This window comes from Paraburkholderia madseniana (genome assembly GCF_009690905.1).
Taxonomy (GTDB): Bacteria; Pseudomonadota; Gammaproteobacteria; order Burkholderiales; family Burkholderiaceae; genus Paraburkholderia; species Paraburkholderia madseniana.
In genome coordinates this window covers 1-25224 of the sequence record NZ_VOSW01000002.1, presented here as the reverse complement: position 1 = coordinate 25224, position 25224 = coordinate 1, and the positions used below count along the sequence as shown (strand labels likewise).

General features: G+C 62.1%; 29 protein-coding genes. 13 read left to right on the top strand and 16 right to left on the bottom strand.

All coding sequences use genetic code 11. The features are described from left to right. Positions 1 to 122: 122 nt before the first annotated feature. Positions 123 to 1652: a glycerol-3-phosphate dehydrogenase gene (glpD, locus tag FSO04_RS01600; protein ID WP_168435532.1), complete on the bottom strand. Its 1530-nt coding sequence runs from the start codon at positions 1650 to 1652 to the stop codon at positions 123 to 125. A 202-nt stretch (positions 1653 to 1854) separates the two neighbouring features. On the opposite strand from glpD, the gene FSO04_RS01595 reads away from it, so the two are divergent. Then, positions 1855 to 2229, top strand: coding sequence for a hypothetical protein (locus tag FSO04_RS01595; protein WP_154558056.1), 375 nt, complete (start codon positions 1855 to 1857; stop codon positions 2227 to 2229). Positions 2230 to 2318: 89 nt separating this feature from the next. Here the strand turns inward: FSO04_RS01595 and FSO04_RS01590 are convergent, their stop codons facing one another. The 3 genes from FSO04_RS01590 to FSO04_RS01580 all read right to left on the bottom strand — a co-directional run bounded on the left by FSO04_RS01590 (position 2319) and on the right by FSO04_RS01580 (position 4332). Next, positions 2319 to 2945, bottom strand: coding sequence for a TetR/AcrR family transcriptional regulator (locus FSO04_RS01590; protein WP_154558055.1), 627 nt, complete (start codon positions 2943 to 2945; stop codon positions 2319 to 2321). 101 nt (positions 2946 to 3046) lie between these two features. Continuing rightward, the gene (locus tag FSO04_RS01585) at positions 3047 to 3244 is read right to left on the bottom strand and encodes a hypothetical protein (protein ID WP_054034465.1); all 198 of its coding nucleotides are present in this window, start codon (positions 3242 to 3244) and stop codon (positions 3047 to 3049) included. Positions 3245 to 3552: 308 nt separating this feature from the next. Then, positions 3553 to 4332: a DeoR/GlpR family DNA-binding transcription regulator gene (locus FSO04_RS01580; RefSeq protein ID WP_063497289.1), complete on the bottom strand. Its 780-nt coding sequence runs from the start codon at positions 4330 to 4332 to the stop codon at positions 3553 to 3555. 342 nt (positions 4333 to 4674) lie between these two features. Here FSO04_RS01580 and ggt point away from each other — a divergent pair, with 342 nt between their 5' ends. The 4 genes from ggt to FSO04_RS01560 all read left to right on the top strand — a co-directional run bounded on the left by ggt (position 4675) and on the right by FSO04_RS01560 (position 9511). Further along, positions 4675 to 6312, top strand: coding sequence for a gamma-glutamyltransferase (gene ggt, locus FSO04_RS01575; RefSeq protein ID WP_154558054.1), 1638 nt, complete (start codon positions 4675 to 4677; stop codon positions 6310 to 6312). Then, positions 6313 to 7677, top strand: a complete 1365-nt coding sequence (locus tag FSO04_RS01570) for an MFS transporter (RefSeq protein WP_154558053.1) — start codon at positions 6313 to 6315, stop codon at positions 7675 to 7677. A gap of 340 nt (positions 7678 to 8017) precedes the next feature. Continuing rightward, positions 8018 to 8845: a ferritin-like domain-containing protein gene (locus tag FSO04_RS01565; RefSeq protein ID WP_154558052.1), complete on the top strand. Its 828-nt coding sequence runs from the start codon at positions 8018 to 8020 to the stop codon at positions 8843 to 8845. 135 nt (positions 8846 to 8980) lie between these two features. Continuing rightward, entirely contained in the window at positions 8981 to 9511 is a 531-nt protein-coding gene (locus FSO04_RS01560; RefSeq protein WP_154558051.1) for a pyridoxamine 5'-phosphate oxidase family protein, read from the top strand. 38 nt (positions 9512 to 9549) lie between these two features. On the opposite strand, the gene FSO04_RS01555 is transcribed toward FSO04_RS01560, so the two are convergent. From FSO04_RS01555 to FSO04_RS01540, 4 genes are all read right to left on the bottom strand, one after another. Then, positions 9550 to 11130, bottom strand: a complete 1581-nt coding sequence (locus FSO04_RS01555) for a DEAD/DEAH box helicase (RefSeq protein ID WP_154558050.1) — start codon at positions 11128 to 11130, stop codon at positions 9550 to 9552. Positions 11131 to 11363: 233 nt separating this feature from the next. Next, the gene (gene trhA / locus FSO04_RS01550) at positions 11364 to 11984 is read right to left on the bottom strand and encodes a PAQR family membrane homeostasis protein TrhA (protein WP_093635539.1); all 621 of its coding nucleotides are present in this window, start codon (positions 11982 to 11984) and stop codon (positions 11364 to 11366) included. Positions 11985 to 12102: 118 nt separating this feature from the next. Then, on the bottom strand, positions 12103 to 13401 hold the full coding sequence (locus FSO04_RS01545) for a c-type cytochrome (RefSeq protein WP_154558048.1): 1299 nt from the start codon (positions 13399 to 13401) through the stop codon (positions 12103 to 12105). Positions 13402 to 13422: 21 nt separating this feature from the next. Beyond that, a complete protein-coding gene (locus tag FSO04_RS01540; RefSeq protein ID WP_154558047.1) occupies positions 13423 to 14154 on the bottom strand; it encodes a c-type cytochrome in 732 nt (243 codons plus the stop codon). 370 nt (positions 14155 to 14524) lie between these two features. On the opposite strand from FSO04_RS01540, the gene copC reads away from it, so the two are divergent. Both copC and FSO04_RS01530 read left to right on the top strand, forming a co-directional pair. Beyond that, the gene (gene copC / locus FSO04_RS01535; RefSeq protein ID WP_154558046.1) at positions 14525 to 14902 is read left to right on the top strand and encodes a copper homeostasis periplasmic binding protein CopC; all 378 of its coding nucleotides are present in this window, start codon (positions 14525 to 14527) and stop codon (positions 14900 to 14902) included. Then, positions 14899 to 15831, top strand: a complete 933-nt coding sequence (locus tag FSO04_RS01530) for a CopD family protein (protein ID WP_154558045.1) — start codon at positions 14899 to 14901, stop codon at positions 15829 to 15831. The genes copC and FSO04_RS01530 overlap by 4 nt, the downstream gene beginning before the upstream one ends. An 85-nt stretch (positions 15832 to 15916) precedes the next feature. Here FSO04_RS01530 and FSO04_RS48220 read toward each other — a convergent pair whose 3' ends face one another. The 3 genes from FSO04_RS48220 to dgoD all read right to left on the bottom strand — a co-directional run bounded on the left by FSO04_RS48220 (position 15917) and on the right by dgoD (position 17853). Then, positions 15917 to 16147, bottom strand: coding sequence for a YodC family protein (locus tag FSO04_RS48220; protein WP_154558044.1), 231 nt, complete (start codon positions 16145 to 16147; stop codon positions 15917 to 15919). Positions 16148 to 16173: 26 nt separating this feature from the next. Continuing rightward, positions 16174 to 16476, bottom strand: a complete 303-nt coding sequence (locus tag FSO04_RS01520) for a hypothetical protein (RefSeq protein WP_154558043.1) — start codon at positions 16474 to 16476, stop codon at positions 16174 to 16176. A gap of 228 nt (positions 16477 to 16704) precedes the next feature. After that, positions 16705 to 17853, bottom strand: a complete 1149-nt coding sequence (gene dgoD / locus FSO04_RS01515; protein ID WP_012434262.1) for a galactonate dehydratase — start codon at positions 17851 to 17853, stop codon at positions 16705 to 16707. A 321-nt stretch (positions 17854 to 18174) separates the two neighbouring features. Here dgoD and FSO04_RS01510 point away from each other — a divergent pair, with 321 nt between their 5' ends. Further along, entirely contained in the window at positions 18175 to 18852 is a 678-nt protein-coding gene (locus FSO04_RS01510) for a FadR/GntR family transcriptional regulator (protein WP_233464711.1), read from the top strand. Between the two features lie 47 nt (positions 18853 to 18899). On the opposite strand, the gene FSO04_RS01505 is transcribed toward FSO04_RS01510, so the two are convergent. Further along, on the bottom strand, positions 18900 to 20435 hold the full coding sequence (locus FSO04_RS01505) for a DHA2 family efflux MFS transporter permease subunit (RefSeq protein WP_154558042.1): 1536 nt from the start codon (positions 20433 to 20435) through the stop codon (positions 18900 to 18902). 175 nt (positions 20436 to 20610) lie between these two features. Between FSO04_RS01505 and FSO04_RS01500 the strand changes: the two genes are divergently transcribed. Then, entirely contained in the window at positions 20611 to 21054 is a 444-nt protein-coding gene (locus tag FSO04_RS01500) for a MarR family winged helix-turn-helix transcriptional regulator (protein WP_154558041.1), read from the top strand. A 127-nt stretch (positions 21055 to 21181) separates the two neighbouring features. On the opposite strand, the gene FSO04_RS01495 is transcribed toward FSO04_RS01500, so the two are convergent. Further along, the gene (locus FSO04_RS01495) at positions 21182 to 21511 is read right to left on the bottom strand and encodes a hypothetical protein (protein ID WP_154558040.1); all 330 of its coding nucleotides are present in this window, start codon (positions 21509 to 21511) and stop codon (positions 21182 to 21184) included. Positions 21512 to 21897: 386 nt separating this feature from the next. Here FSO04_RS01495 and FSO04_RS01490 point away from each other — a divergent pair, with 386 nt between their 5' ends. After that, the gene (locus FSO04_RS01490) at positions 21898 to 22137 is read left to right on the top strand and encodes a DUF2442 domain-containing protein (RefSeq protein ID WP_154558039.1); all 240 of its coding nucleotides are present in this window, start codon (positions 21898 to 21900) and stop codon (positions 22135 to 22137) included. 188 nt (positions 22138 to 22325) lie between these two features. On the opposite strand, the gene merR is transcribed toward FSO04_RS01490, so the two are convergent. Beyond that, on the bottom strand, positions 22326 to 22736 hold the full coding sequence (gene merR / locus FSO04_RS01485) for an Hg(II)-responsive transcriptional regulator (protein WP_154558038.1): 411 nt from the start codon (positions 22734 to 22736) through the stop codon (positions 22326 to 22328). 67 nt (positions 22737 to 22803) lie between these two features. On the opposite strand from merR, the gene FSO04_RS01480 reads away from it, so the two are divergent. Genes FSO04_RS01480 through FSO04_RS47350 form a run of 3 tightly spaced genes read left to right on the top strand, consistent with a single transcriptional unit; the run spans position 22804 to position 23663 of the window. Continuing rightward, complete coding sequence (locus FSO04_RS01480) at positions 22804 to 23154, top strand: mercuric transporter MerT family protein (RefSeq protein ID WP_154558037.1); 351 nt, start codon at positions 22804 to 22806, stop codon at positions 23152 to 23154. A 9-nt stretch (positions 23155 to 23163) separates the two neighbouring features. Then, entirely contained in the window at positions 23164 to 23451 is a 288-nt protein-coding gene (merP, locus tag FSO04_RS01475) for a mercury resistance system periplasmic binding protein MerP (RefSeq protein ID WP_154558036.1), read from the top strand. Continuing rightward, a complete protein-coding gene (locus FSO04_RS47350) occupies positions 23451 to 23663 on the top strand; it encodes a GDCCVxC domain-containing (seleno)protein (protein WP_154558035.1) in 213 nt (70 codons plus the stop codon). Before merP ends, FSO04_RS47350 begins: the two co-directional genes overlap by 1 nt. 199 nt (positions 23664 to 23862) lie before the next feature. Here FSO04_RS47350 and FSO04_RS01465 read toward each other — a convergent pair whose 3' ends face one another. After that, on the bottom strand, positions 23863 to 24516 hold the full coding sequence (locus FSO04_RS01465; protein ID WP_154558034.1) for an NrsF family protein: 654 nt from the start codon (positions 24514 to 24516) through the stop codon (positions 23863 to 23865). Beyond that, positions 24513 to 25224, bottom strand: a 712-nt coding sequence (locus FSO04_RS01460) for a sigma-70 family RNA polymerase sigma factor (RefSeq protein ID WP_414693368.1), incomplete at its 5' end; no start/stop codon positions are given. The genes FSO04_RS01465 and FSO04_RS01460, both read right to left, overlap by 4 nt.

Sequence of the window (25224 nt, the reverse complement as noted above, 5' to 3'; positions counted from 1 at the left end):
CTCAGCTAAATGGCTTAACTCAGTGACCTGACTAAATGACCCAACTAAATGACCCAACTAAATGACCCAACTAAGTGGTTTAACCAAGCGGCCTAACTAAGCGATCCAACTAACCGGTTTAGCTAGGCGCTCTGTCGGAACGGCTCGCGGGCGAACCATGCGTCAATGTCGTGTGTGATCGAATCGAGCGTGCCCGGTTCGACGTGCAGGCCGAGTTTCGAGCGGCGCCACAGGACGTCCTGCGCGCTGCGCGCCCATTCGGTGTCGCGCAGGTAAGTGAGTTCGGCTTCGTAGAGACCCGGCGCGAAAGCGCGGCCGAGGTCGGCCACCGAGCGCGCGTTGCCAATGATGTTTTTCACACGCGTGCCGTATGCACGCGCGAGGCGGTGAGCCAGATCGGCGGGCAGCCATGCATTTTGTTGCTTGAAACCGGCGAGGAAGCGCTCGAAGTTGGCTTGCGGAATATCGCCACCGGGCAACGGCGCACCGGCCGTCCACGAGGGTGTGCCGTTATGCAGCGCGTACGCGAGTTTGTCGACGGCTTCTTCCGCGAGCTTGCGGAAGGTCGTGATCTTGCCGCCGAACACCGACAGCAGCGGCGCTTCGCCCGCAGGTGCATCGAGTTCGAGCGAGTAGTCGCGCGTAACCGCCGATGGGTTGTCCGCGCCTTCTTCCTCGAGCAGCGGACGCACGCCCGAGTAGGTCCAGCGCACGTCTTGCGGCGAGATCTTCTCTTTGAAGTAGCGGTTGATCGAATCGCACAGGTACTGTGTTTCGTCGGCGTTGATCGCCACTTGCGATGGGTCGCCGCGATATTCGAGGTCGGTCGTGCCGATCAGCGTGTAATCGTGTTCGTACGGAATCGCGAAGATGATCCGCTTGTCCGGATTCTGGAAGATGTACGCGTGATCGTGTTCGAACAGACGGCGCGTGACGATATGGCTGCCTTTCACGAGGCGCACGCTGTGCGTTGCTTCCCGTCCGAGCGCGCCGTGCAGCAATTCGCCGACCCACGGTCCGGCCGCATTCGCGATCGAAGCGGCGCGCACGTCGAGGATCGTGCCGTCCGCGCGCTTGAGTTGTGCGCGCCATTCGCCGCCGGCGCGTACCGCGCTCAGCAGCTTGGTGCGCGTGAGAATCTTCGCGCCGCGTTCCTTCGCATCCAGCGCGTTCAGCACGACCAGACGCGCGTCATTCACCCAGCCGTCCGAATACACGAAACCGCGCTTGATCGAATCGACCAGCGGCGCGCCGGCAGGATGGTTGCGCATCACAATGCCGCGCGAGCCGGGCAGCAGTTCGCGTTTGGCGAGGTGATCGTAAAGGAACAGGCCGGCGCGGATCAGCCAGGCCGGGCGCAGATCGGGCATGTGCGGCATCACGAAGCGCAGCGGCCACATGATGTGCGGCGCGGCGCGCAGCAGCGTTTCGCGCTCCTGCAGGGCTTTGCGCACCAGCCCGAACTCTCGGTACTCGAGGTAGCGCAAGCCGCCATGAATCAGCTTGGTGCTGGCCGACGACGTATGGGACGCCAGATCGTCCTGTTCGCAGAGCAGCACCGACAGGCCGCGGCCCGCCGCATCGCGTGCGATGCCTGCGCCGTTGATCCCGCCGCCCACGACGAGCAAATCGTATCTCGAGCCTTGCGTCACCTGCTGTGTCCTCTGCGTCGTATTCAGAAACTGGTTTGGAAAAACTATTGAACCGATAGTGTTCGTTTGCGAACTTTAATGAACATATTCGAAAAAGTAAAGTTCGGTTTTCTTACGGACCCCTCTAGCGGTTGGCTAAGTTGGTGGCGTAACGCGTGGCCACGGACGATACTCTCGGAAGCAGCCATTTCGAGGTGAATTCATGCGTGGATTTTGGATAATCGGCGCCGCAGCGCTCCTGACGGGATGCATCAGCTCGCCGAGCTTGAACGGGACGATGGGCGCACCTTCGTTCGCATCGTTGCAGCAGATGTGCAGTGCCCAGACGGTCGACTACGGCAACGACGCGCAAGGCGTCTACGCGACGCTGTTCGATGCGTATGTGGCGAACCGGCGCGGCAAGTTGTCGAAGGACGATTACTGCGCGTTTCAGGCGTCGCTTGCACAGCATTACACGAGCCTCGGAGCGAGTACGGACCCGCAAGCGCGTAATCAGTGGGTGACTTTCTTCACCGACCAGCGAGCCAAAGCGTTGAGCTGGCGCGCGGCGGCCGATCCGACTTTGCGAGCGGGCTGAGTTTCACGCCCGGCGTTTTCCACCCAGTCCTTCCCACTCGGATATTCGCGTCGAGTGGGTTGCGCCGCTGACTCGGAGCTAACGCGCGACTAGCAGCGCTGCGGCTGCGCCCCGCGCCACAACATCCGACGAATCTGCGCGAAGACGGCCTCGCGCGTCGGCGCGTTGCTCCCTGCGGCTTGTTGCGCCTGTGGCAAAGGCAACTGATTGGCGAGCGCCAGCATGGTGAAGCCGTGCAGGCTTGCCCAGTAGGCGTAACCGATCAATTCCGGATCGCCTTCCAGAAGGCCCGCGGCGACGAGCTGCTCGAAATGCGCCCCGAGCATGCGCCAGGCGCGGTGCGATGCGGCCTGGAGTTCCGGATAGGCGCCATCCTGCTGCGTCAGATCGAACATCAGGCGGTAGGCGTGCGGCTCGTCGAGTGCGAACGCCACGTAGGCGTCGCTGACGGCGGAACGGTCGGTCGCGGGCGCTTCCTTCGCCACGGCTTCGAGTCGCGCCGCGAAACGGTTGAACGCCGCCGCGCGGACCATCGCAAGGATTTCGTCTTTGTCGCGGAAGTAGCGATAGGGCGTCATCGCGCTGCAACCCAGTTCCTTCGCCAGTTCGCGCATCGTCACGCCTTGCGCGCCGCGCGTGGCGAATGCGTTTTCGGCTACGCGCCGCATGGTTTCGCGGAATTGCTGGATGTCGTCGGAAGAGAGCGTTTTTGGCATGCGCGAAGGCAGAAGGTCCGTCGCGTCAATTTACTGCGTAAATGAATTGGGCACAACAAAGCGGCCGTTGATGCGGCCGCTTTGCTTTGTAATCCAGGGTACTAGGAAAAACGCTTGATGGCCCGCAGCGCACTGTCGCCGGTTTCGGTTACGCGCCATTGTTCGTTGCCCGACGCGAGCCGTTCAAGTTGCACAAGCTGGCGTTCCAGCAAGGCGTCGAGTTCTTCTCGCTCCATATCGACTTGATTGGGAGCGTCCTTGACGAGCAACAACGTGGCGAATTCATGCGGACTCAGCATCGTTCTCTCCATGTCAAGCAAACGCGGACGGCCTTGGAGGCGACTGGCACGATGCCAGTGGAGTCCGCTAGAGGATCAGGCGGGAGGTGCGGCTATCACGACAGGTTCACGCTGCCGGCACTCCGCGTAACGCGGAACGGACGCCGGGGAACTGGAGTGTAGTCAACCGCCGGACAAACACCAAAGGGGTCCCAGTAAATTTTCCCTTTGACAATTGCGACCCGCAGAGGCGGTTTGGGGCAGCGGCCAGATCCTTGATTTCACTCGAAGTTTCGCGTGCACTGCAACATGGCGGAAGACGCCTGGGATCACTCGGCGATATACACCTGGCAGTTGGCGGCGGCGAGCGTTTCGTTCATCTCGGCGGGTGGCGCGGCGTCGGTGAAAAGCGCGTCGATCTGATCGAGGTGACCTTGGCGAACGAGCGCCGGACGGCCGAATTTGGAGTTGTCGGCGGCGAGAAACACGGTGCGTGCATGCTGGATGATCGCCTCGGCCACGCGCACTTCGCGGGTGTCGAAATCGCGCAGCGTGCCGTCCGTTTCAATGCTCGACGTACCGATGATCGCGAAGTCCACCTTGAACTGCCGGATGAAGTCGATCGCCAGTTCGCCGACGATGCCCTTATCCCACGGCCGCACGATGCCGCCCGTCACCAGCACTTCGCAATCCGGATAGCCGCTCATCATGCTGGCGACATTCAGATTGTTGGTGATCACGCGCAGGCCGCGATGCCGGTTGAGCGCTCGTGCGACTTCTTCGGTCGTCGTGCCGAGGTTGATGAAGAGGGACGCCTGATCGGGAATGTGAGTGGCCACTAGCGTTGCAATGCGCCGCTTCTCTTCGTGGAACATCCGCTGACGCGCCGTGTACGAGACGTTCTCGGAGCTGGTCGGCAGACTTGCGCCGCCGTGATAGCGGCGCAGCAGGTTCATGTCGGCGAGCCAGTTGACGTCGCGGCGGATCGTCTGCGGCGTCACGTCGAAGTGGGCCGCGAGGTCGTCCACGGTCACGAAGCCGTCGCGTTGCACCCACTCCAGCAGTTCCTGTTGCCGGGCGTTGAGAGTCAGGCGGGGGTCTCGGGTCATGTGTCTCGGGTCGTGGGTTTTTGTCGGCGCTGCCCGTCACCGGCGCGACAAGCCGAGCCGGCAAACGGGTAATGCGTGAACGAGGGTGAGCGTATTGTAAGACCATCGCGCGTCTTGTCTGCCAACTCATGCGTCATGGTTCGGGTCCAGGGCGACCCTGCGGCGACCTATTCAGGTCATTTACGCATTTATTCATTTGATAAATGAATTTGTTTTTTGTGCCGGATCGCGCTGCAATCCAAGGCTCCGCGTTGTACCCCGCGTGCTACCCGAGTTTTACCCGTTCCCCATGGTTTCCGGCGTTATAGAACGCGCCGGACCGCGCTTTCGAGAGTGTTCGACATGACTGGCTTCAACTGGCAAAACCCCTATCCGACGCCGCGTCTGCCTGTATTCGCGCGCAACATCGTTTCGACTTCGCATCCGCTCGCAGCGCAAGCCGGTCTGCGGATGCTGTGGAAAGGCGGTAATGCCGTCGACGCGGCGATCGCGGCAGCGGCCGCCATCACGGTGGTCGAGCCGGTCTCCTGCGGCCTCGGCGGGGACGCCTTCGCGCTGGTGTGGGACGGCAAGAAGCTGCATGGCCTGAATGCGTCGGGCGTCTCGCCGGCGGCCTGGAACGTCGATTACTTCAAGCGCAAGTACGGTGAGGAAAACGGTCTTGCCAAACAACCCAAGCGCGGCTGGGATGCCGTGACGGTGCCGGGCGTGATCGCCGGCTGGGAAGCATTGCATCAGAAATTCGGCTCGCTGCCGTTTGCCGATCTGATGGAGCCGGCGATCGAGATCGCCGAGCGTGGTCACGCGGTGGCGAGCATCGTCGCCTACAAATGGGCGGCAGCCGTACCCGAATTGAAGGACCTGCCGGGCTTCGCGCAAACCTTCATGCCGCGCGGCCGCGCGCCGGAAGTCAGCGAACTGGTGCGCTTTCCCGGCCACGCGAAGACGTTGCGCAAGCTCGCCGAACAAGGTCCGCGCGCCTACTACGAAGGCGAGATCGCCGAACAGATCGCGGCGTTTGCGCGTGAAGGCGGCGGCGCGTTGACCCTCGACGACCTGCGCAACTACGAAGCGGATTGGGTCGAGCCGATCGGCAAGGATTATCGCGGCTACACCGTGCATGAGATTCCGCCGAACGGCCAGGGCATCGCGGCGCTGATCGCGCTGGGCATCCTCGAAAAATTCGACGTGAAGGAACTCGCCGTCGACAACGTCGAGTCGCAGCATTTGCAAATCGAAGCGATGAAGCTGGCATTCGCCGACGTCTACCGCTACGTCGCCGATCCGCGTTCGATGGACGTCACGCCCGAGCAGATGCTCGACGACGCGTACCTCACGTCGCGCGCGAAGCTGATCGATCACAAACGCGCCACGCAATTCGACTTCGGCATGCCGAAGGCCGGCGGCACGATCTACATGTCGGTGGCGGACGAGCGCGGCATGATGGTCAGCTTCATCCAGTCGAACTACATGGGCTTCGGCTCGGGCATCGTGGTGCCCGATAGCGGCATCGCGATGCAGAACCGCGGCTGCGGCTTCTCGATGGACCCGAAGTCGCCGAACGTGGTGGAGGGCGGCAAACGGCCGTTCCACACGATCATCCCGTCGTTCCTGACGCAGCAGGTGGACGGCAAGCAGGAAGCGGTGATGAGCTTCGGTGTGATGGGCGGCGATATGCAGCCGCAAGGCCACCTGCAATCGATCGTGCGGATGCTCGACTACGGTCAGCAACCTCAGGCCGCCTGCGATGCGCCGCGCTGGAAGGTCAACCGCGACTTCACGATCGACATCGAAGCGACGCTCGATCCGACGACCGCCGCGGCGCTGGAGAAGCTGGGTCACACGATCAAGTCGGTCGACGATCCGTACATGGACTTCGGCTCCGGCCAGTACATCTGGAAGCTCGACCGCAACGATCCGGAGCGCGGCTATGTGGCGGCAAGCGACAGCCGTCGCGACGGATTGGCAGCGGGGTTCTAAATGAACATCCCCGCGTCGCAATCCGCGACTGCATCCCCGCATTCCACGTCCGCGCCGCTTTCCAAAGCGATGGTGCGGCGTATCGTGTTTTCTTCGTCGGTCGGCAATGCGCTCGAGTGGTTCGACTTTCTGGTCTACGGTTACTTCGCGACCATCATCGCGAAACAGTTCTTCCCGATGCAGGACGAGTGGCTCTCTACGCTGCTCGCCATTGCCACCTTCGGCATCTCGTTCCTGATGCGGCCGCTGGGTGCGATCGTGCTGGGCGTCTACGGCGACCGCAAGGGCCGCAAGGCGGCGCTCACGCTCGCCATCGCGCTGATGATGGTCGGCACCTTCACGATGGCGGTGATGCCGCCGTATGCGTCGATCGGTCTTGCGGCGCCCGTGTTGATCCTGCTCGCGCGGCTCGTGCAAGGTTTCGCGGTGGGCGGTGAGTTCGGCAGCGCGACGGCCTTCATGGTCGAACACAGCGCGTCACGGCGTGGCTACTACGCGAGTTGGCAGTTCGCGAGCCAGGGTCTGGCCGCGATCACCGCGGCGGCCTTTGGTTCGCTCCTGACCGCGTGGATGCCGCCTGAGCAACTCAATAGCTGGGGCTGGCGCCTTCCGTTTATCTTCGGTCTGCTGGTCGGGCCGGTGGGCTATTACATCCGTTCGCATCTCGACGAGACGCCGGAGTTTCTCGCCTTGCGTAAAGCGCGTGAGTCCGCGAGCAAACATCAGGTGGCGTCTGACGCGAAGGACGCGTCGTTCAGCAACCAGTGGGTGAATCTGTTGCTGGCCGTGGGCATCGTCGCGCAATCCACGGTTGGCGTGTACGTGCTGCAGCTCTACATGCCGATGTACGCGGTCAAGCAGTTGCACATGCCCGCTGCTGCGTCGTTCGGGGTGGTGGTGCTCAACGGCGGCTTGCAGTTCCTGCTTTCGCCCGTGATGGGCGCATTGTCCGACCGCATTGGCCGGATTCGCATCATGCTGACCACGTCGATACTGATGGGCTTGCTGATCTATCCGATGTTCGCTTTGCTGCAGTCGCATCCGACGATCGGCTGGCTGCTGCTGTTGCAAGGCACCGCCGGAATTTTCAAGGCGGCTTACTCCGGACCGATGCCCGCACTGATGTCCGAGATCTTTCCAACGCAGGTGCGCTCGACCGGTCTTTCAATCGGTTACAGCATCGGCGTAACGATTTTCGGCGGTTTTGCACCGACGATCGTGGAGACCTTCATTCACTTGACCGGCGACAAGCTGGCGCCAAGTTACTACGTCCTGATTGCGGCAGTGTTGTCGGGGTTGTCGCTTGTCGTGGTCGCGTGGCGTATGCGGCGCGTCCGGCTTCTCGACGGCGTTCAGCCCGCATGACGGCGTGGCCGGCAGCCGTTGTGCTTCGCAGCGAGCCTTGTCGCGGTTGACGTGGAATCTCTTTTCAAGCCAAAGCCAGTTCTTCGAGCTGGTTTTTTTTTGCCTTGCGTGTGCCGCTTGTAACCAACTGAAGGAATCGACTACCGTGAAATTGGAACTGCGGTGGTTCGGCACGGTCTGTGCTGGGTTATCTGCAGAATTGTGAAACACCGGCTAAGATGCAGGATACAAGGGGTTAACTCTAATCAAGGCGCTGTATCTGACACGGCGGACCGCCCTTGCGATAGTGGGCGGTTTCGAGCGCTCCACGAGTCGATACAGCTTTCGGAGCAAAGACACAATGCACACTGAGCTGAACCATGTGATGCCCTGGCGGATCGAGGATATCGACCTCACCCGCATAGACCGTCAGAAGGCCGTCGCTAACGAGGACCTGCTGCTTCTGTTGTGCGCCGCTTCGTTTATCGAAAGCGGTACCGATCTTTACACCAGTAATCTGAGTACTTTCTTCGACGGCGACCCCGAAGTCTCGGCCTGGCTCAACCAGGAGTGGGAGCCGGAAGAAATGCAGCATGGCCGGGCGCTCAAGACGTATGTCGCCTACGTCTGGCCTGAGTTCGATTGGGACACCGCGTTCCGCAATTTCATGGAAGAGTATTCGCTGACCTGCTCGGTCGAAGACTTCGAAAAGACCCGCGCGCTCGAGATGGTCGCGCGCTGTGTGGTGGAAACGGGTACCGCAACGCTGTATCGCGCGATTGGCGAATGTTCGGACGAGCCCGTGCTCAAGCAGATCACCGACAACATTCGCACTGACGAAGTCCGTCACTACAAACACTTTTTCAAGTTCTTCAAGAAGTACAACAAGATCGAAGGCAATGGCCGTCTTGCGGTTCTCGGCGCATTGATGCGGCGTGTGATTGAGATCAAGAACGAAGACTCGGAGATCGCGTTGCGCCATGTTTTCGCGATTCGTTATCCGGAACGCGTGCACGATTCGGCCTATAACCGCGAACGCGCTGCGCGCATCAATGCGCTGGTTCGGCGCAATCTGTCAGCGGACATGTGCGTGAAGATGCTGCTCAAGCCGCTCGATCTGCCGGCCAAGATTCAGCCGGGCGTGCATTATCCGCTCGCCAAGATCACGCAGCACGTGTTCTTTCGCTGAGGTTTTTCTGCTGAGTTCGCGGTGTACAGATGAAGATGAATGGCCCGCTTGTGCGGGCCATTTGTTTTTCGAGGCATGATTGATCCTCGGCAGCCTTCGCAACCTCGGCAACTCGCCACTGACTGGATCGATACCATGAGCGATTCTCCTTCACCCGAACGTCCGCTCGAACAGAACGTGTTCGACGAATGGCCCGACTCCGTCCGCACGTTGTTCGACGGGTCGTCGCTGGCGAGCAAGACGGGGTTCACCGCGTCGCTGCTCACCGTCGATCCAAACGGCCATGTGCGCACGTCGCTGCTTGGCGTCGGCGAGTTGTACGCGCCTGATTCGCGCTCGCTGTGCATCGCATTGTGGCCACAGGCTCGGGCGGCACGCGTGATCGCGCAAAACGGCCGGGCCGCGCTGACGTTCGTCTGCGACGAGGCGTTCTATCAGGTGCAGTTGCGTTTGACGCCGCTAGCGGGCGTGACAGGCGACGATAGCGGCCTCGTGTACATGATCGGCTCGATCGACACAGCGGAGGCGCAGAGCGTGCGTTATGCGCGCCTGACGAACGGCATCACGTTTGAACTGGAAGGGGAAGGGGAAGGGGAGGCGGTGCTCGATCGATGGGAACGGCAGATCGAGCACCTGAAGCAGGCTGCCGCTGCGGCTAGCCGTTAGTCTGGGACGACGGCTAGCGAGCGGGCAGTGCTTGAAACTTAACGGCCGCGCTGGCCGCTGCGCGTCGGCTGGCCGCCACGCGGCGCGTCGTTGCGCGGCTTTGCGCCACCCAGCAAAGCCCCCGGATTGCCGCCTTGCGGCTTTGCACCCTGCGGTTTGCGCGGTGCATGTTGCGCGGCGCTGCCTTCGTGCGCCGCTGCACGCGGCTGACCGTCATGGCGCTGGCCGTCGCGGCGCGGCTGGCCGCCGTTGCCGGCCGGCTTCGCACCTTGCGGCTTCGGCTGCTGCTGACCATTCGCCGGACGCTGACCCGAACGTTGTGCGGGCTTGGCAGACGACGCGCCATCGCGGCGGCCGCCGTCACGCTGGCCGCCCTCGCGCTTCGGCGCACCCTGGCTCTGACGCGGCTGACGATTGCCACCGCCGCCGCCACCACCCTGGCCACGGCGCAGAATCGGTTCCGGCTTCGCAGTCGGATCCGGCTCAAAACCGGCGATCACTTCCTGCGGCACCTGACGCTTGATCAGCTTCTCGATGTCCTTCAGCAATTGCAGTTCGTCGACGCACACCAGCGAAATCGCTTCGCCCGATGCGCCTGCACGACCCGTGCGGCCGATGCGGTGCACGTAATCTTCCGGCACGTTCGGCAAATCGTAGTTGACCACGTGCGGCAGCTGATCGATATCGATGCCACGTGCGGCGATGTCGGTCGCGACCAGCACTTGCAGTGTGGCGTCCTTGAACTCGGCGAGCGCGCGTGTGCGGGCCGATTGGCTCTTGTTGCCGTGAATCGCCAGTGCGCTGATGCCGTCTTTCGTCAGTTGTTCGGCAAGGCGGTTCGCGCCGTGCTTGGTGCGCGTGAACACCAGCACCTGGAACCAGTTGTGTTGCTTGATGAGGTGCGTGAGCAGCTCACGCTTCTTATCGCGGTCGACCGGGTGAATCTTTTGTGCGACGAGTTCAGCCGTCGTGTTGCGACGGGCGACTTCGATCAGTGCCGGCGAGTCGAGCAGATTGTCGGCGAGGGTCTTGATCTCGTCGGAGAACGTAGCCGAGAACAGCAGGTTCTGACGCTTCGGCGGCAGCTTCGCGAGCACGCGCTTGATGTCATGGATGAAGCCCATGTCCAGCATGCGGTCCGCTTCGTCGAGCACGAGAATCTCGAGATGCGACAGGTCGATGGTCTTCTGCTGCATGTGGTCGAGCAAACGGCCCGGCGTCGCGACGACGATGTCCACGCCGCTGCGCAGCGCGCCGATTTGCGGATTGATGCCGACGCCGCCGAACATCACGGTCGACTTCAATTTCAGATACTTGCCGTAGGCGCGCACGCTTTCTTCGACCTGTGCGGCCAGCTCACGCGTCGGCGTGAGGATCAGCGCGCGCACGGCGCGCTTGCCCGATGCCGTGGTGACGGCGGGCATGGTGTTCAGACGCTGCAGGATCGGCAGCGTGAAGCCGGCGGTCTTGCCGGTGCCGGTCTGCGCGCCAGCCAGCAGGTCGCCGCCGTTGAGCACGGCGGGGATTGCTTGTGTCTGGATCGGAGTCGGGGTGGTGTAGCCGAGTTCGTGTACAGCGCGGACCAGCGGTTCGGACAAGCCGAGGGAATCAAAAGACATAAATGCTCTTTGCAATGCAGTTTCGCGAACGGCACCAGACGGCACCCAATGGACCCAGGCGGGTACCAGCGGGCACAGGCACGGCATGAACACGCCTCTATGGCGCGTTCGAGGCCAAAGCCCAGTTCCGGTCGCAGAGAAATCGGCGGCACGCTCAAATGCGTGCCGAATGCTTCAACGCGCTATGCAGACACGTTGACTGGCCTTAAGTTGCATTTCGCCGCCGTGGGATGTCACGCGACGTAGCGCGCAACACTGACGAATTGACACAGACTGCCCGCCAGTACGAACAGGTGCCAGATACCATGTCCGTGCCGGATGCGCTCGTCGTTGATGAAGAAGTAGATGCCGGCGCTGTAGATGACCCCGCCGGCCACGAGCCAGGCGGTACCCGCTGCCGGTAAAGCTTGAACCAGCGGGCGGACGGCAACGAGCGCGAGCCATCCCATCAAGACATACAGCACCATCGAAACGCTGCGGGTGCGTCGCCCGAGCGTCAGTTCCTGCACGATGCCGAGAGCGGCAAGCCCCCAGCTTACGCCGAATAGCGACCAGCCCCACGGCCCACGCAAAGTGACCAGCGTGAACGGGGTGTAGCTGCCGGCGATCAACAGATAGATCGCCGAATGGTCGCATTTTTGCAGAACCGCTTTGACACGCGGGTTGCGCACGCTGTGGTAGAGCGTCGAGATAGCATACAGCACGAACAGCATCGCACCGTAGACGCTGAAACTCACCACCTTGTACGCGTCGCCGTCGAGCGCGCCCATTGTCACGAGCGTAGCCAGCCCCGCCACCGACAGCACGGCGCCGACGAGATGGGTAATGCTGTTGAAACGCTCACCGACATGCACGGCTCTTTCCTCCTGCGCGGTTTCATAAGGGTTTGTACCCACATGATACCGGTCCTGCAAAAACGAAGGGCGCGGCCGCGTATTCCGCAGGCCGCGCCCCCGGTACATCTAACGCCGCTTAGTCGAGCGGCGCCGAACGCAGATCAGACACTTGCTGTGGCGACACAGCCGTACCATGGTTGCCCCACGACATACGAATGTACGTCACAACAGCGGCCACTTCCGTGTTCGACAGTGCCTGTGCGAACGGCGGCATGCCGTACGGATGCGGGTTGGCTTCCGTGCTCGGCGGGTAGCCGCCGTTCAGCACCATACGGATCGGATTGACCGCCGACGGCATCTGGATCGACTGGTTGTTCGCCAGCGGCGGGAAGGACGGCGGCATACCGAGACCGTTTTCCGCGTGACACTTCGCGCAGTTGTCAGCGTAGATCTTCTGACCTTGCTTCAACAGTTCGCCACCGAACTTTTCCGAGGTCTCGAGCTGCAGCGGTTCCGGCGCTTCGCTCTTCTGCGGAATCGTCTTCAGGTACGTGGCCATCGCGTTGATGTCTTCGTCCGACATGTACTGCAGGCTGTTGTGAACCACTTCAGCCATCGGACCGAACACCGCGCCGCGGTTCGACACACCGGTCTTCAGCAGATCGGCGATGTCTTTGGTTTCCCAGTCGCCGAGGCCGGCTTCCTTGTTCGACGTCAACGACGGCGCATACCAGTTCTGCAGCGGGATCAGGCCGCCGGCAAAAGCAGCCGAGTTGACCGGGCCGCCCATGGCGTTGATCGACGTGTGGCACATACCGCAGTGGCCGAGGCCTTCGATCAGGTACGCGCCACGGTTCCATTCGACCGACTTGGTTGGATCAGCCTTGTACTCGCCTTCGCGGAAGAACAGCGTGCGCCAGCCGATCAGCATGTTGCGCTGGTTGAACGGGAATTTCAGTTCGTGCGGACGGCTCGCCACATTGACCGGCGTGACCGAGCGCAGGTACGCGTAGATCGCGTCCGAGTCGGCGCGCGTGACCTTCGTGTAGCTCGTGAACGGGAAGCCCGGGTACAGCAGGCTGCCGTCTTTCGAACGGCCCGTGTGCATCGCGCGGTAGAAGTCGTCCTGCGTCCACTTGCCGATACCGTACTGGTCGTCAGGCGTGATGTTCGGCGTGAACATCGTGCCGAACGGCGTAGCCATCGGCAGGCCGCCGGCGAACTGCTTGCCGCCGCGCACCGTGTGGCAGGCGATACAGTCGCCGGCGCGGGCGAGGTACTCGCCCTTCTTGATCAGTGCGGCCTGGTCGGCGGGCGTTGCCGCCATGGCCGTGCCGTTATGCAGGTTGTCGCCGCCCGACCACAGGACGGGAACGAGTGCGGCAGCCGCAACGACGACGACTGCCGAGAGGGCGAACAAAGACTTGCGTTTCATTTGAGTGTCTCTCCCGGTGCCTTATTGCGGTTCGCTGCCGCAGGCAAGCGGAGTCTTCAACGAGCGGGCCGGAGCCGGCACGGGGTTTTGTGGAGCCTTTTGCGTGGCAAGCCAGGCAGCGACGGCGTTCACGTCTTCGTCAGTCAGGCGGGTGGCGATGGTGTGCATGCAATCCGGTGCGATGGCATGGCGCGAGCCCGAACGCCATGCGCCCAGTTGCGCGCTCATGTAGTCAGCATGCAGGCCGACCAGACCCGGGATAGCGGGTTCCATGCCGGTCAACGCCTTGCCGTGGCAAGCCGCGCAAGCCGGAATCTGTTTGGATGCGTCGCCGTTCAGGACGATCTGCTGGCCGCGCGCAACGATGGCCGCCGACACGGTCGGCTTGGCCGGCGTGGGGTAGGGCGGGCGTTGCTGCGAGAAGTACGTGGCGATCTGATGAAGGTAGTCGTCCGAGAGATACGTGACGAGGTAGTTCATCGGCGGGTATTTGCGGCGCCCTTCGCGGAAGTTCTGCAACTGGTTGTACAGATAGTCGGCCGGCTTGCCTGCGAGACGCGGGAAGTAGTCGTTGTCGGTACCTTGGCCATGGGAGCCGTGGCAGGCCGTGCAGCCTTGCACGCGCGCTTCCATCGTATCGGGGGCCTTCGGTTGAGTCTGCGCTTTCGCAGCGCTATAGACACCCGCGGAGCCGATCAGCAGAAGGGCAAGCAACGGGCGGAAAATGCGTCTTGAAGACACGCGTAACTCCATCAAAATCGGGGACCTGACCGAACTTCGAGCGGCTCGGTGTGAAGGGCAGCCGGCGCTGCGGCGACGCAGCATTCTATCATCGAAGGCTGATGGTGACTATTTGCCACATTAGAGAAGGTTCCGGGTGTCACGGCGATGCGACAGTTTGACGCGCGTCATCGGCTGGCAAGCGGGGCGGCCATCTCGATTTTTGTCTGCCGGATCACAGACGCACATGTCGTTCCCATGGGCCTGCATAACAAAGCAAGTTGAACCGACGCGCGCACCGGCCATCGAAGCGTACACTTCCGGGCGCGCCGGCGTCCCTCTGACGCGGACGACCATCGGCTCACCGTCTACCGTTTTACTTTCCACAAGCTATCGGCCTTACATGAAGCTATTCAATTTTTCCCGTCCGGCGCTCCGTGCGTTGACGTTCGGCGCCGCGGCGCTGGTCATGACGTCCACGGCTTTCGCGCATGCGCATCTAGTGTCGAGCGAGCCGGCGGCGAACGCCGAAGTGGCCACTGCCACTGAAGTGACGATCCATTTCACCGAGCCGCTCGAACCGGCTTTCAGCCGGATCGAACTCAGCGACGCGAGCGGCAAGCCCGCCGCGCCGACTGCGTCGCAAGTCGACCAAAGTGATGCAAAGGTGATGCACCTGGCGCTGCCGCAGTTGACGGCCGGCCGCTACGCGGTGCACTGGGTCGCCGTTGCCACGGACGGCCACCGTACGCAAGGCAACTTCGCGTTCATCGTCAAATGAGCATGGACGGACTGTGGATCGGGCAGGTCGCGATGGCCGCGCTCATGAATGTCGCGTTTGCGTTTGCCGTCGGTTCGGCGTTGCTCAGCGCCTGGCTCGCCAAGGACGCGCAGAGCAAGATCAACCCCGCACGGCCCGCCTGGTTGCGCGCGCAACGGTCGATGCTGACCGCCACCGTCGTGCTGGTGCTCGCGGATCTGGGCTGGCTGCTGTATCAGGCGGCGTCGATGAGCGGCCTCGCGTTGCCGTCGGCGATTGGCGTGGTGCCGACTGTATTGACGCAAACCCATGTCGGTTACGGCTGGAGCGTGGCGTTCGCCGGCGCGCTGGTGCTGCTGGGCACGGCCATGGCCAATCACACGGGCATGCTGCGCAATGCGCTGCTGTGGCTCGCGGTGATAGCCATCGCGGCGGGCAAGGCGTCGCTCGGACATGCGGCGGATGCCGGCCCGGCCTCGGCGGCGATCGGCATGCAGACGCTGCATGTGCTGGTGACGAGCGTCTGGGGCGGACTGGCGATGGCGGCGGGGCTCGCGGTATTGCCCGCGCTCGGCACGTCGACCGCGCGCGGGATGCTGATCCGCACGGCGACGCAGGTGTCGCACGTATCCGTTGTGGCGGTCGGGTTGGTGCTGCTCACCGGGATCTTCAATGCCGTGCGTGGATCGGGCGGCTCGTTCGAAGCCATCCAGATGAGCACGTGGGGCCATGTGCTGACGCTGAAGCTCGCGCTAGTCGCGCTCGCGCTGGTGCTCGGCGGGCTCAATCGCTTCTCGGCGCTGCCGCGCCTGCGCCGCACGGCCTCGACGATGGACGCGCATACCTTCGTCAACGTGCTCTATCTCGAAGCGCTGGCGATGGTCGGCGTGTTCGTCGCTGCGGCCGTGTTGTCGCACAGCGTGCCGGCATTCGCCGCGTTGGGCAGTTAAGGCTAAAAAAAGCGCCGCACAGCAAAGGCGTGCGGCGCAATACACACGGTCGCCCGGCGGTGGCCGGCTGATCCGTTACTGCCCTTTAGGCGGCGAGCGTGTTGTGCGCCCGTTTCAGCGTCTCTTCCGGAAACATTTCCTGCTGCAGTTCGCCGTCGTTGCCGAACCACTGGCAGATCAACCAGTTGCCCGGCGCGAACAGCACCGGTCCGCTCCAGGTGGCGGTCATCGGACGTCCGCCGGACCTGAGCGTCAGGACGTCGCCGGCTCGGTAGGCAGGTTTCGCGGGGCTCGCAGGTCTCTTTCGCGGTCGCATGATGAGCGTCCGTTCGATGAAACCGATCATTCGAGGCCGAGCCGATGTCCGAGAATCGGCGCGCAGAAGAGCGCGATCGCGCAGCCCGCTGCTTTGCCTTCCAGTTCCGCGCCTGCGGCACGTGAGCTGTACATGTGGGTCAGCAGCTCGAAGAGTTGCGGCAGGCAGTACAGCACCGCGGCAGCGATAAAGCATTTTTCGACCACCGAGATGCGCCAGCCGCGTTCGTACGCGAGCATCGCGCCGATGATGCGAAGCACGCCGAACACCACCAGCGCGCCGACGGCGGCCTGTTCGCGTAGCAGATAGTCTGGAAGGAATTCGCCCATGATGTTCCCCGATGCATTTGTCGTTTTGAATGCATTTGAGCAAGGAGCGGGCCATGCGTATGTCTGATGCCGAACAAACGGCTTGAAAGCCTTTGTGGGTAAGGCTTTGCGGGTGGTGTGACCGCGCCGGCAAAGTGCCGCGAAGGGCGTATTCCGGCCGGTTCGGTCCGGGGTGTTACGTAACTGAGACGGCACACGCTACGTCAGCCGTAACGTGTGCGCCGGCAATTACCATTCCGCGACGCTACCATCCTCATGGCGCCACACCGGATTGCGCCAGCGGTGGCCGACCTTCGCCATCTCGCGCACCTTCTCTTCGTTCACTTCGATGCCGAGGCCCGGGCCTTGCGGAATCGACACGAAGCCGTCTTCGTATTTGAAGACTTCGGGGTTCTTGATGTAGTCGAGCAGGTCGTTGCCCTGGTTGTAGTGAATGCCCAGGCTCTGTTCCTGAATGAACGCGTTGTAGCTCACCGCGTCGATTTGCAGGCAGGTGGCCAAGGCGATCGGGCCGAGCGGGCAGTGCAGCGCGAGCGCGACGTCGTACGCCTCGGCCATCGACGCGATCTTGCGGCACTCGGTGATCCCGCCCGCGTGCGACGCGTCCGGCTGGATGATGTCGACGTAGCCGCCCGACAGGATGTGCTTGAAGTCCCAGCGCGAATACAGACGTTCGCCCAGCGCGATCGGCGTGTTGGTCTGGTTGACGATGTCGCGCAAGGCTTCCGCGTTTTCCGACAACACCGGCTCTTCGATGAAGAGCAGCTTGTACGGGTCGAGTTCCTTGGCCAGCACCTTCGCCATCGGCTTATGCACGCGGCCGTGGAAGTCCACGCCGATGCCGATGTTCGGTCCCACCGCTTCGCGCACGGCGGCGACGTTGTTGATGACGCCTTGCACCTTGTCGAAGGTGTCGATGATCTGCAGCTCTTCGGAGCCGTTCATCTTCACTGCCTTGAAGCCGCGTTCGACCACGGCACGCGCGTTATTCGCGACGTCGCTCGGACGGTCGCCGCCGATCCACGAATACACCTTGATCTTGTCGCGCACCTGGCCGCCGAGCAGCGCATGAATCGGCACGCCATGATGCTTGCCCTTGATGTCCCACAGCGCCTGGTCGACGCCGGCGATCGCGCTCATCGTGATCGGGCCGCCGCGGTAGAAGCCCGAGCGATACATCACCTGCCAGTGGTCTTCGATCAGCAGCGGGTCTTTCCCGATCAGATAGTCGGACAGCTCCTCGACGGCGGCCGCCACGGTGTGCGCGCGGCCCTCGACCACCGGCTCGCCCCAGCCGACGATGCCTTCGTCCGTCTCGATCTTCAGGAAGCACCAGCGCGGCGGAACGATGAAGGTTTCGAGCTTGGTGATTTTCATGGTGTGCGTCTCCTTGCGGCCTGGGTGCCTGCGTGTGCGGACAATTTCGAGGATTCACATGCTACAACAAAAGCGCGAGTAAGTACTATTAATAGTACTATTGGCCAAATGGTGGCCGGGCGTTGGTAAAGATGCCGGCCGGGGCGGCTGGATATTCGCCGGGCGACGGCGACGATGAGGTTGCCGCCGAACGCCGGCCAGCATGCCAACGCCGCAACGGCGCCGAAGCCAGAGGTCGGCGGGTTGAGATGCCGGATAATCGCGGTCGTTCCGGGCTCAGTTCCGATATCAATAGCGCCGAGAGGCTGCTGGGAGAAAGCTATTCAGCACGATCTGCATGGGCGCGTCGCCCATCTGCTGGCGACCGCGATTCTGCGTGGCGACTACGCGCCCGATTCGATCCTGCCGCGCGAGGCGGAGTTGATGGACACCTTCGGCGTGAGTCGGACGGTGTTGCGCGAGGCGCTGCGTACGCTGACGTCGAAAGGGCTGATCGAATCGCGGCCACGGGTGGGCACACGGGTGCGGCCGAAACACGCGTGGAATCTGCTCGATGTCGATGTGCTCGACTGGTATTCGCGCGTCGCCGAGCCGATGGCCTTCGCGCTCAAGCTGCAGGAAATGCGCGAGATGATCGAGCCGTATGCGGCGGGTCTGGCGGCGGCCTCGCATACGGACGGCACCTTCAATGCGCTCGCGGCAGCGCATGCGTCGATGGTCGGGGCGCGTAACGTCGATGAATGGGTGCGCGCCGATCTGCAATTTCATCTGAGCGTGCTGACGGCTTGCAGCAACGAATTGCTGATCCCGCTCGGCACGCTAATCGAGCGCACATTGGAAGCGCAGCTACGCCTGAACGCGAAACGCGCAGACGTGTTCAACGCGTCGCTGGCCGAACACACGGCGGTGTTCGAAGCGATCCGCGACCGTGATGCAACGGCGGCGCGAGACGCAATGGCGGGATTGCTGGGCGTAACGCGAGGAAGAATCGAAGCGTGAGTGTGACGCGAAAGCTGTGCCGCTCCCGCTTGACGCCATCATCGTGCTCAATCCATTGCCGCGTGCGCCACTGATGCATCCGGCGCCTGGCGCGCTGGGCGGATCAACAGCAGCAGCGGAATGACCAGTAGCGTCGCCACGAACATCAGCTTGAAGTCGTTCAGATAGGCGATCATCGACGCCTGCTGCGTGATCGACGCATTCAGCACCGCCAGGTCGTAATTCGAGCCGCTATTGAGCATCGACTGGATTGCCGGATTGAACGGCGTGACATTCGCTGCGAGGTCAGCATGCGAGACCTGCGTGTTGCGGGTCATCAGCGTCTGCACGATCGAAATGCCGATACTGCTGCCGATGTTGCGCATCAGGCTGTACGTCGCAGTGCCGTCGGCGCGCAGTTCGGGCATAAGCGTGGAGAAGGTCAGCGCGCTCAATGGCACGAACACGAGGCCGAGACCAAAGCCCTGCACCACGCCGGGCCAGACGATGTCCGACTCCGACAGCACGATCGTGTAATGCATCATCTGCCACAGTGCGAACGCGGAGATCAGGAAGCCGGCGAGCAGGAGAAGCCGCGCGTCGATCCGCTTCAATAGCCGTCCGGCGAACAGCATCGCGACCATGGTTCCCGCGCCGCTCGGCGCCGTGACGAGGCCCGTGGTCGCGACGGGATAGTTCATCAGGTTTTGCAGCATTGGCGGCAGCAACGCGCGCGTCGCATACATCACCGCGCCGATCACGAAGATGAAGAACGTGCCGGTGGCGAAGTTCGGGTCCTTCAGCAACTCATATTTGAAGAACGATTTCTTGCCGACCGTCGCCGTATGCACGAGGAAGAACGCGAAGCTGATCGCAGCGACCAGCGCCTCGATGACAATCTCATTCGAACCGAACCAGTCGAGTTGCTCGCCGCGGTCGAGCATTGCCTGCAGCGCGCCAATCGCGAGACCCAGGGTGGCAAAGCCGAACGCGTCGAATTTCGCGTCGTGCTTCGGTTCACGCGCGGGCAGGAAGGTCGCTACGCCGAACAGCGCAAACGCGCCGATCGGCACGTTGATGAAAAACACCCAGCGCCAGTTGTAGCTATCGGTGAGCCAGCCGCCGAGCGTCGGCCCGAGAATCGGTCCGACCATCACGCCCATGCCCCACACCGCCATCGCCTGGCCCTGCTTTTCGCGCGGATTGATGTCGAGCAGGATCGACTGCGACAGCGGCACCAGCGAGGCCCCGAAAATCCCCTGCAGCAAACGCGATGCGACGATCTGCGTCAGCGTTTCCGACAAGCCGCATAGCGCCGAGGCCACCGTGAAGCCGCCGATCGAGAAGATCAGCAGCCGCTTGACGCTCAGCCGGTCGGACAGCCAGCCGGTCAGCGGCGTTGCGATCGCGGCCGCGACGATGTACGAGGTCAGCACCCACGTGATCTCATCCTGCGACGCCGACAGCGTGCCCTGCATGTGAGGCAGCGCGACGTTGGCGATGGTGCTGTCGAGCGTCTGGATCAGCGTCGCGAGCATGATCGAGATGGTGATCATCGGCCGATTGAGCCGGGCGGCGCTCGTCGACGCGGAGTCGGTGGACATGGGGGAGTGGGACCTTCGAGATAGTAAGCATGCTTATTATATTGGCTGCAAGCGCATCCGCCCATCAGGATTTATGCGGAGCCTGAATTGCGCCCGTTGCGCCCGTTGCGCCCGTTGCGCCGGTTTTCCGCCCATTTCGACGCTGACAAACGGAAGCCTTTCGTATAATCGGCCCATGACCATCCAACTCGAAGAACGCTTCGGCTTTCTGATTTCCGACGTCGGCCGCCTGACAGGCAAGCGTTTCGACGATCTCGCGAAGTCATCGGTCGATCTGACGCGCGCGCAGTGCCGCGTGCTGGCCAACCTCGCCCATTACGGCGATGTCAATCAGGCGCGCCTCGCGGACCTGCTCGAAGTCGCGCCCATTTCGGCGGGGCGTCTGCTGGACCGGATGGAGGAGGGCGGCTGGATCGAGCGCACGGCCAATCCGGAGGATCGCCGCGAACGCCAGGTGCGCATGACACCGAAGGCCGAGCGCACGCTCGGCAAGGCCCGCAAAGTGGGCGATGAAATCGCGCTCGAAGCGCTGAACGGTTTTACCGACGAAGAAGCGAAGCAGCTCATCGCGCTGCTGCAACGGGTGCGCGGGAATCTCAGCCGGCTGGTGGATCGGTGAGCGTGGGGCTTGTCCGTTTTAGTTGGCGCAGGATCCGGCAAAGATAGTGCGAAGGAGCGAGCGTAAGCCCGCTCCTTTTTCGTTGCGAGCGTTAAAGCCGATGACTCGATTCTGCAAAGTCATCCGCCTATTTGGATTCGGGGGCGGCGCCTGACGGCTGAACCAGTTCGAAGCACGCAGCCTTGGTTTTTGCATCGGCCGGAGACGGGTCGATACATTTGAAGGCGCTCTGATCGCGCTGAACGAAAATCGTATCGGCCGAGCCGGCATTGCCGTGCGCGCCGTTTACTACGGCGACGATTTTGTAGCCGTCCTGCAGCAACGTCGAAAGCGTGATTGGACTGGCGCGCCACTGACTGTCGGGCGGCGTTTGGGCGTTGACGGAGAGTTGCGATGCGGCGGTGAAAAGCGCGACGGATGCGGTGGCCACGGCAAGCGCGGCGGTGCGGAACGTCATCAAGAAACCTCCTTGCAGTTGCTATTTGGAAGACCAAAACAAAAAAGCCGCTGACCTTGCGGATCAGCGGCTTTTTCTTGCAGTTGTGGCGAATCAGGGACTCGCGCCAGATGGCCGGTGAGCCTTGTCCGGCTTGGTTTCGCGGCTGCTAGGATTCTCAGGATAGCAGTTCCGGGTAGCAGTCGCGCATAGTTTTACATTCGGTTTCAGGGACGGTTCCCACTTCGCTTCCTGTCCGGGTAACGAGCCGCCCAAGGCGTACAAGCCCACCCCGGTGATAATTGCCCGAAACACCAGCGCTGGCGCGGGCCTTCTTTCCTGCCTTCTTTCTTGAATGCCGCTCTGCCGCGGTCTATCTTTAAGCTGATTCACTTCAGGAGATGACCATGAACCGCGCTGCGGTGGACGTGCATTTTGACCGCGTGCACATGTTCATCGACATGTCCGACGGCCCCGCCGTTCAATTTCCACTGGACTGGTTTCCCGTGTTGCAGGCCGCCACGGCAGCCGAGCGCGAACACTTTGCCATCTCTCTGGACCATGAGCAGATAATCTGGCCTGAAATAGATGAAGACGTGAACGTTCCAGCGTTGCTTTCATATCGGCCCGAGAACGCGGGTCGCTAGCGTTTCGCTGTTGAGCGTATTCTGCCTGGACCTGCAGCGTACGCGTGTGCGTTCCGATATCACGTCTGTCGGGCGATTCGTCACACCCCGCATACACACGCGGCTCGGGCGTCAATGCCGTGAGCGTCACTGTCGCGCAGGTCTAGCCAAAACATCCGTGTCCGTTCGACGGCGTCAAGCTGACGCGCTCACTGGGTCAGCCCACCGCCGTTCATCAGCGTGTCGATGAGTGGGCACGAAACCTTGCCCTTCGACGTCGAGCAGCGCTGTACCAGTGTTGCCAACGCGGCTTCCAGCATGGACAAATCCTGGATGCGCTGGCGCACATCGACAAGCTTGTGTTCGGCGATAGCGCGCGCGGCGTTGCACGCCTGACCATCGTGCAGAGACAACAGCGCCTCCACCTCATCGAGCGAAAAGCCAAGCGACTGGGACCGCCTGATAAAGCGAAGCCTCGTCAGTACGGCTATCGGGTATCGGCGGATGCCGCCTGCTGGGCGGGGTGGCGCCGGCAGTAACCCGCGACGATGGTAGTACCTCACTGTTTCGATGTTGACCTCTGCCGCTTCAGCCAGTTGTCCGATGGTCATTTCCTGCATGGCGCGCTTGACTCCGTACTTAGGTACGCACCTAGACTAGACTCAACCAGTCCGAAAAGGAAGTGCCATGCGACCTCGCTGGGCCACTACCGGCTCCTTGTTAGCCGGAACCGCTGCCGCATTCGGGGCATCCGCCTGTTGCGCCGGCCCCTTGCTCCTTGTTGTGCTGGGAGTCGGGGGCGCATGGGGCTCGCGCCTGACCGCGTTGCAGCCGTTCCAACCCCTATTTGTCGCCATATCCATCGCGTTTTTCGCGGTCGCTTTTCGCAGGCTCTACACCAGGTCCGAAGAATGTGCGGTGGGCAAAGCCTGCGCGGTGCCTTCGGCGCGACATCGGCAGCGCTTCATTTTCTGGGTCGTGATGCCGGCTGCGCTCGCGCTCATGTCGTTTCCCCTGTATGCGCCGCTCTTCTATTGAGTACCTGCCATGAAGAAATTGATTGCTGTGCTCGTCGCGACGGCGCTGAGTGCATCCACGGCCCTCGCCGAGGGGCTTCGCAAGGTCACCCTTGACGTCACGAACATGGATTGCGCTGTGTGTCCGATTACGGTTCGCAAGGCACTTGAGAAAGTGCCCGGCGTGACCTCGGCAAAGGTCGACTTCGCAAGCAAGCGCGCGGAGGTGGTATTTGACCCGAAGAAGGTTTCGGTCGACGCGTTGACGAACGCCACGACCGATGCCGGCTATCCGTCTCACGTAAAGCAGGTGCAGTGATGGCTGCAGTCGTGCTGGATTCGAGCATCACGTGTCCCGCCTGCGGGCACAGGAAAGACGAGACAATGCCCACCGACGCCTGTGTGTGGTTTTACGAATGCGAGCATTGCAAGGCAGTGGTCAGACCGAAACCCGGGGATTGCTGCGTGTATTGCTCGTACGGTACCAACAGGTGCCCGCCGATGCAGCAGTCTGGCTCCTGCTGCGCCTGACCATGTTCACGTGGCTATCACAACGTGACCATTCGACCTGAGTGTTCTCATCAGCACGCGGATGTAAGGGTCCCGTTGCGATGGGTTCATCAGGAAGTGGAAGACGGCGCGGTCATGCCAGACGTCAAGGTGCGCGCGGTACCACTGACTGTATCCGGGGCTTTGGACCGGTACACGTCTTATTCGAATCACCCGCGCGCTAACGCTGCGTTACCCAGCTCAAAAGTCGCTCGCCATACCGGCCGCTCAACGACAGATAAAGCCCGGCGACACCGAGGTTCCACAGCAATATCATCGCGGTGGCGTCGAGCGGGTGGAGAATCGACAAGGCCACGGAAGTCATTGCAGCGACCGCGAGACTTCCTGCCATGATGACCGGGCCTGGCGATAGTCGGGCAACGTGGCGCAGCATAATGAGCATCACGAGCGATAGTGGCATCCCGACTAATACCAACGTGGCAAAGCATTTGGCCGTCTCGCCGATAGACATACCTTCCGGGCCAGTTGTGACCCAGTTAGTCAGGCAGCCGTAGCCAATCGTGGCGACCCAAACGAGCGAGCCCGGGGCGGGTAAAAGAAGCCAGCGGCGCGACATGCCAGGCACGCCGCCAAGAAAAGCACCCGCGGCGGCCAGAACACCCGTTGTCATGGCTGCAGCGACGCCGACGACATAAGGAGGTTGATGCAGTTTGACTGCGATGTCTGCACGTACCCCGTGCGCGATACCGACGAAGAGCATCACAGCTCCCGCAAACAATAACCAGCATGCGGCTCTCGCCGCAGGAGCACGCAGACGCCTGACAGGTGTTACGTCAGCGACCAGGACATCAATCAGGTCGGAGGTTCGGGTCATGATTCGCTACCTTTCTGCCGGAACATTTCCCGTAAATGTTTCATTGCTCGATGTGTAGCTACTTTCAACGCCGCAACCGACATTCCGCTTGCGGCAGCAGCCTCCTGAAGTGACATTTCTTCAAGCTTCAGCATGCGCATCGCGTCGCGCTGGCCGACCGTCAATTGTTCGATAGCTTCCCGTATCAGGCGGGCGTTCACTGCCTCTTCCTGTAGGTTCGCTCCATCAGCAACAAAGGTTTCCAGCTCATTTTCCATTAAAGATTCATGTGAGCAAACGCGTCCACGCCGACGCAGACCGTCGACGATGCGTCTGCTTGCGATGGCGACCAGCCACGGCCCGAATGGGCGGGACGGGTCGTATGTGTTGCGCACTGAGTGCACGGTTAGCAACACGTCCTGAACCGTGTCCTCAATGTCGTCGACATTCCGGATGTGCCGTGAAGCGAGCGCACGAAGATACGGAGTGATGTCTTCGAGCAACCGACGATAGGCATCCTGGTCGCCGGTTTGCGCCTGCGCCATGGCCAGGGACCAGTCCAGCTTGCCATCCGCACGACTGGCCAGTGGCGCAGCCTGCCGGGTCGGCGTGGACGAGCCTCGGCCCTTTCGCTCGGAGCCTTGAAGTGGATGAGGCGGGGGGGGGGGGGGGTGCCGGAGCCAGTGGGAATTTTGCTGCGCGGTCGGTAGGTTGTCACGCAGAAAAAAG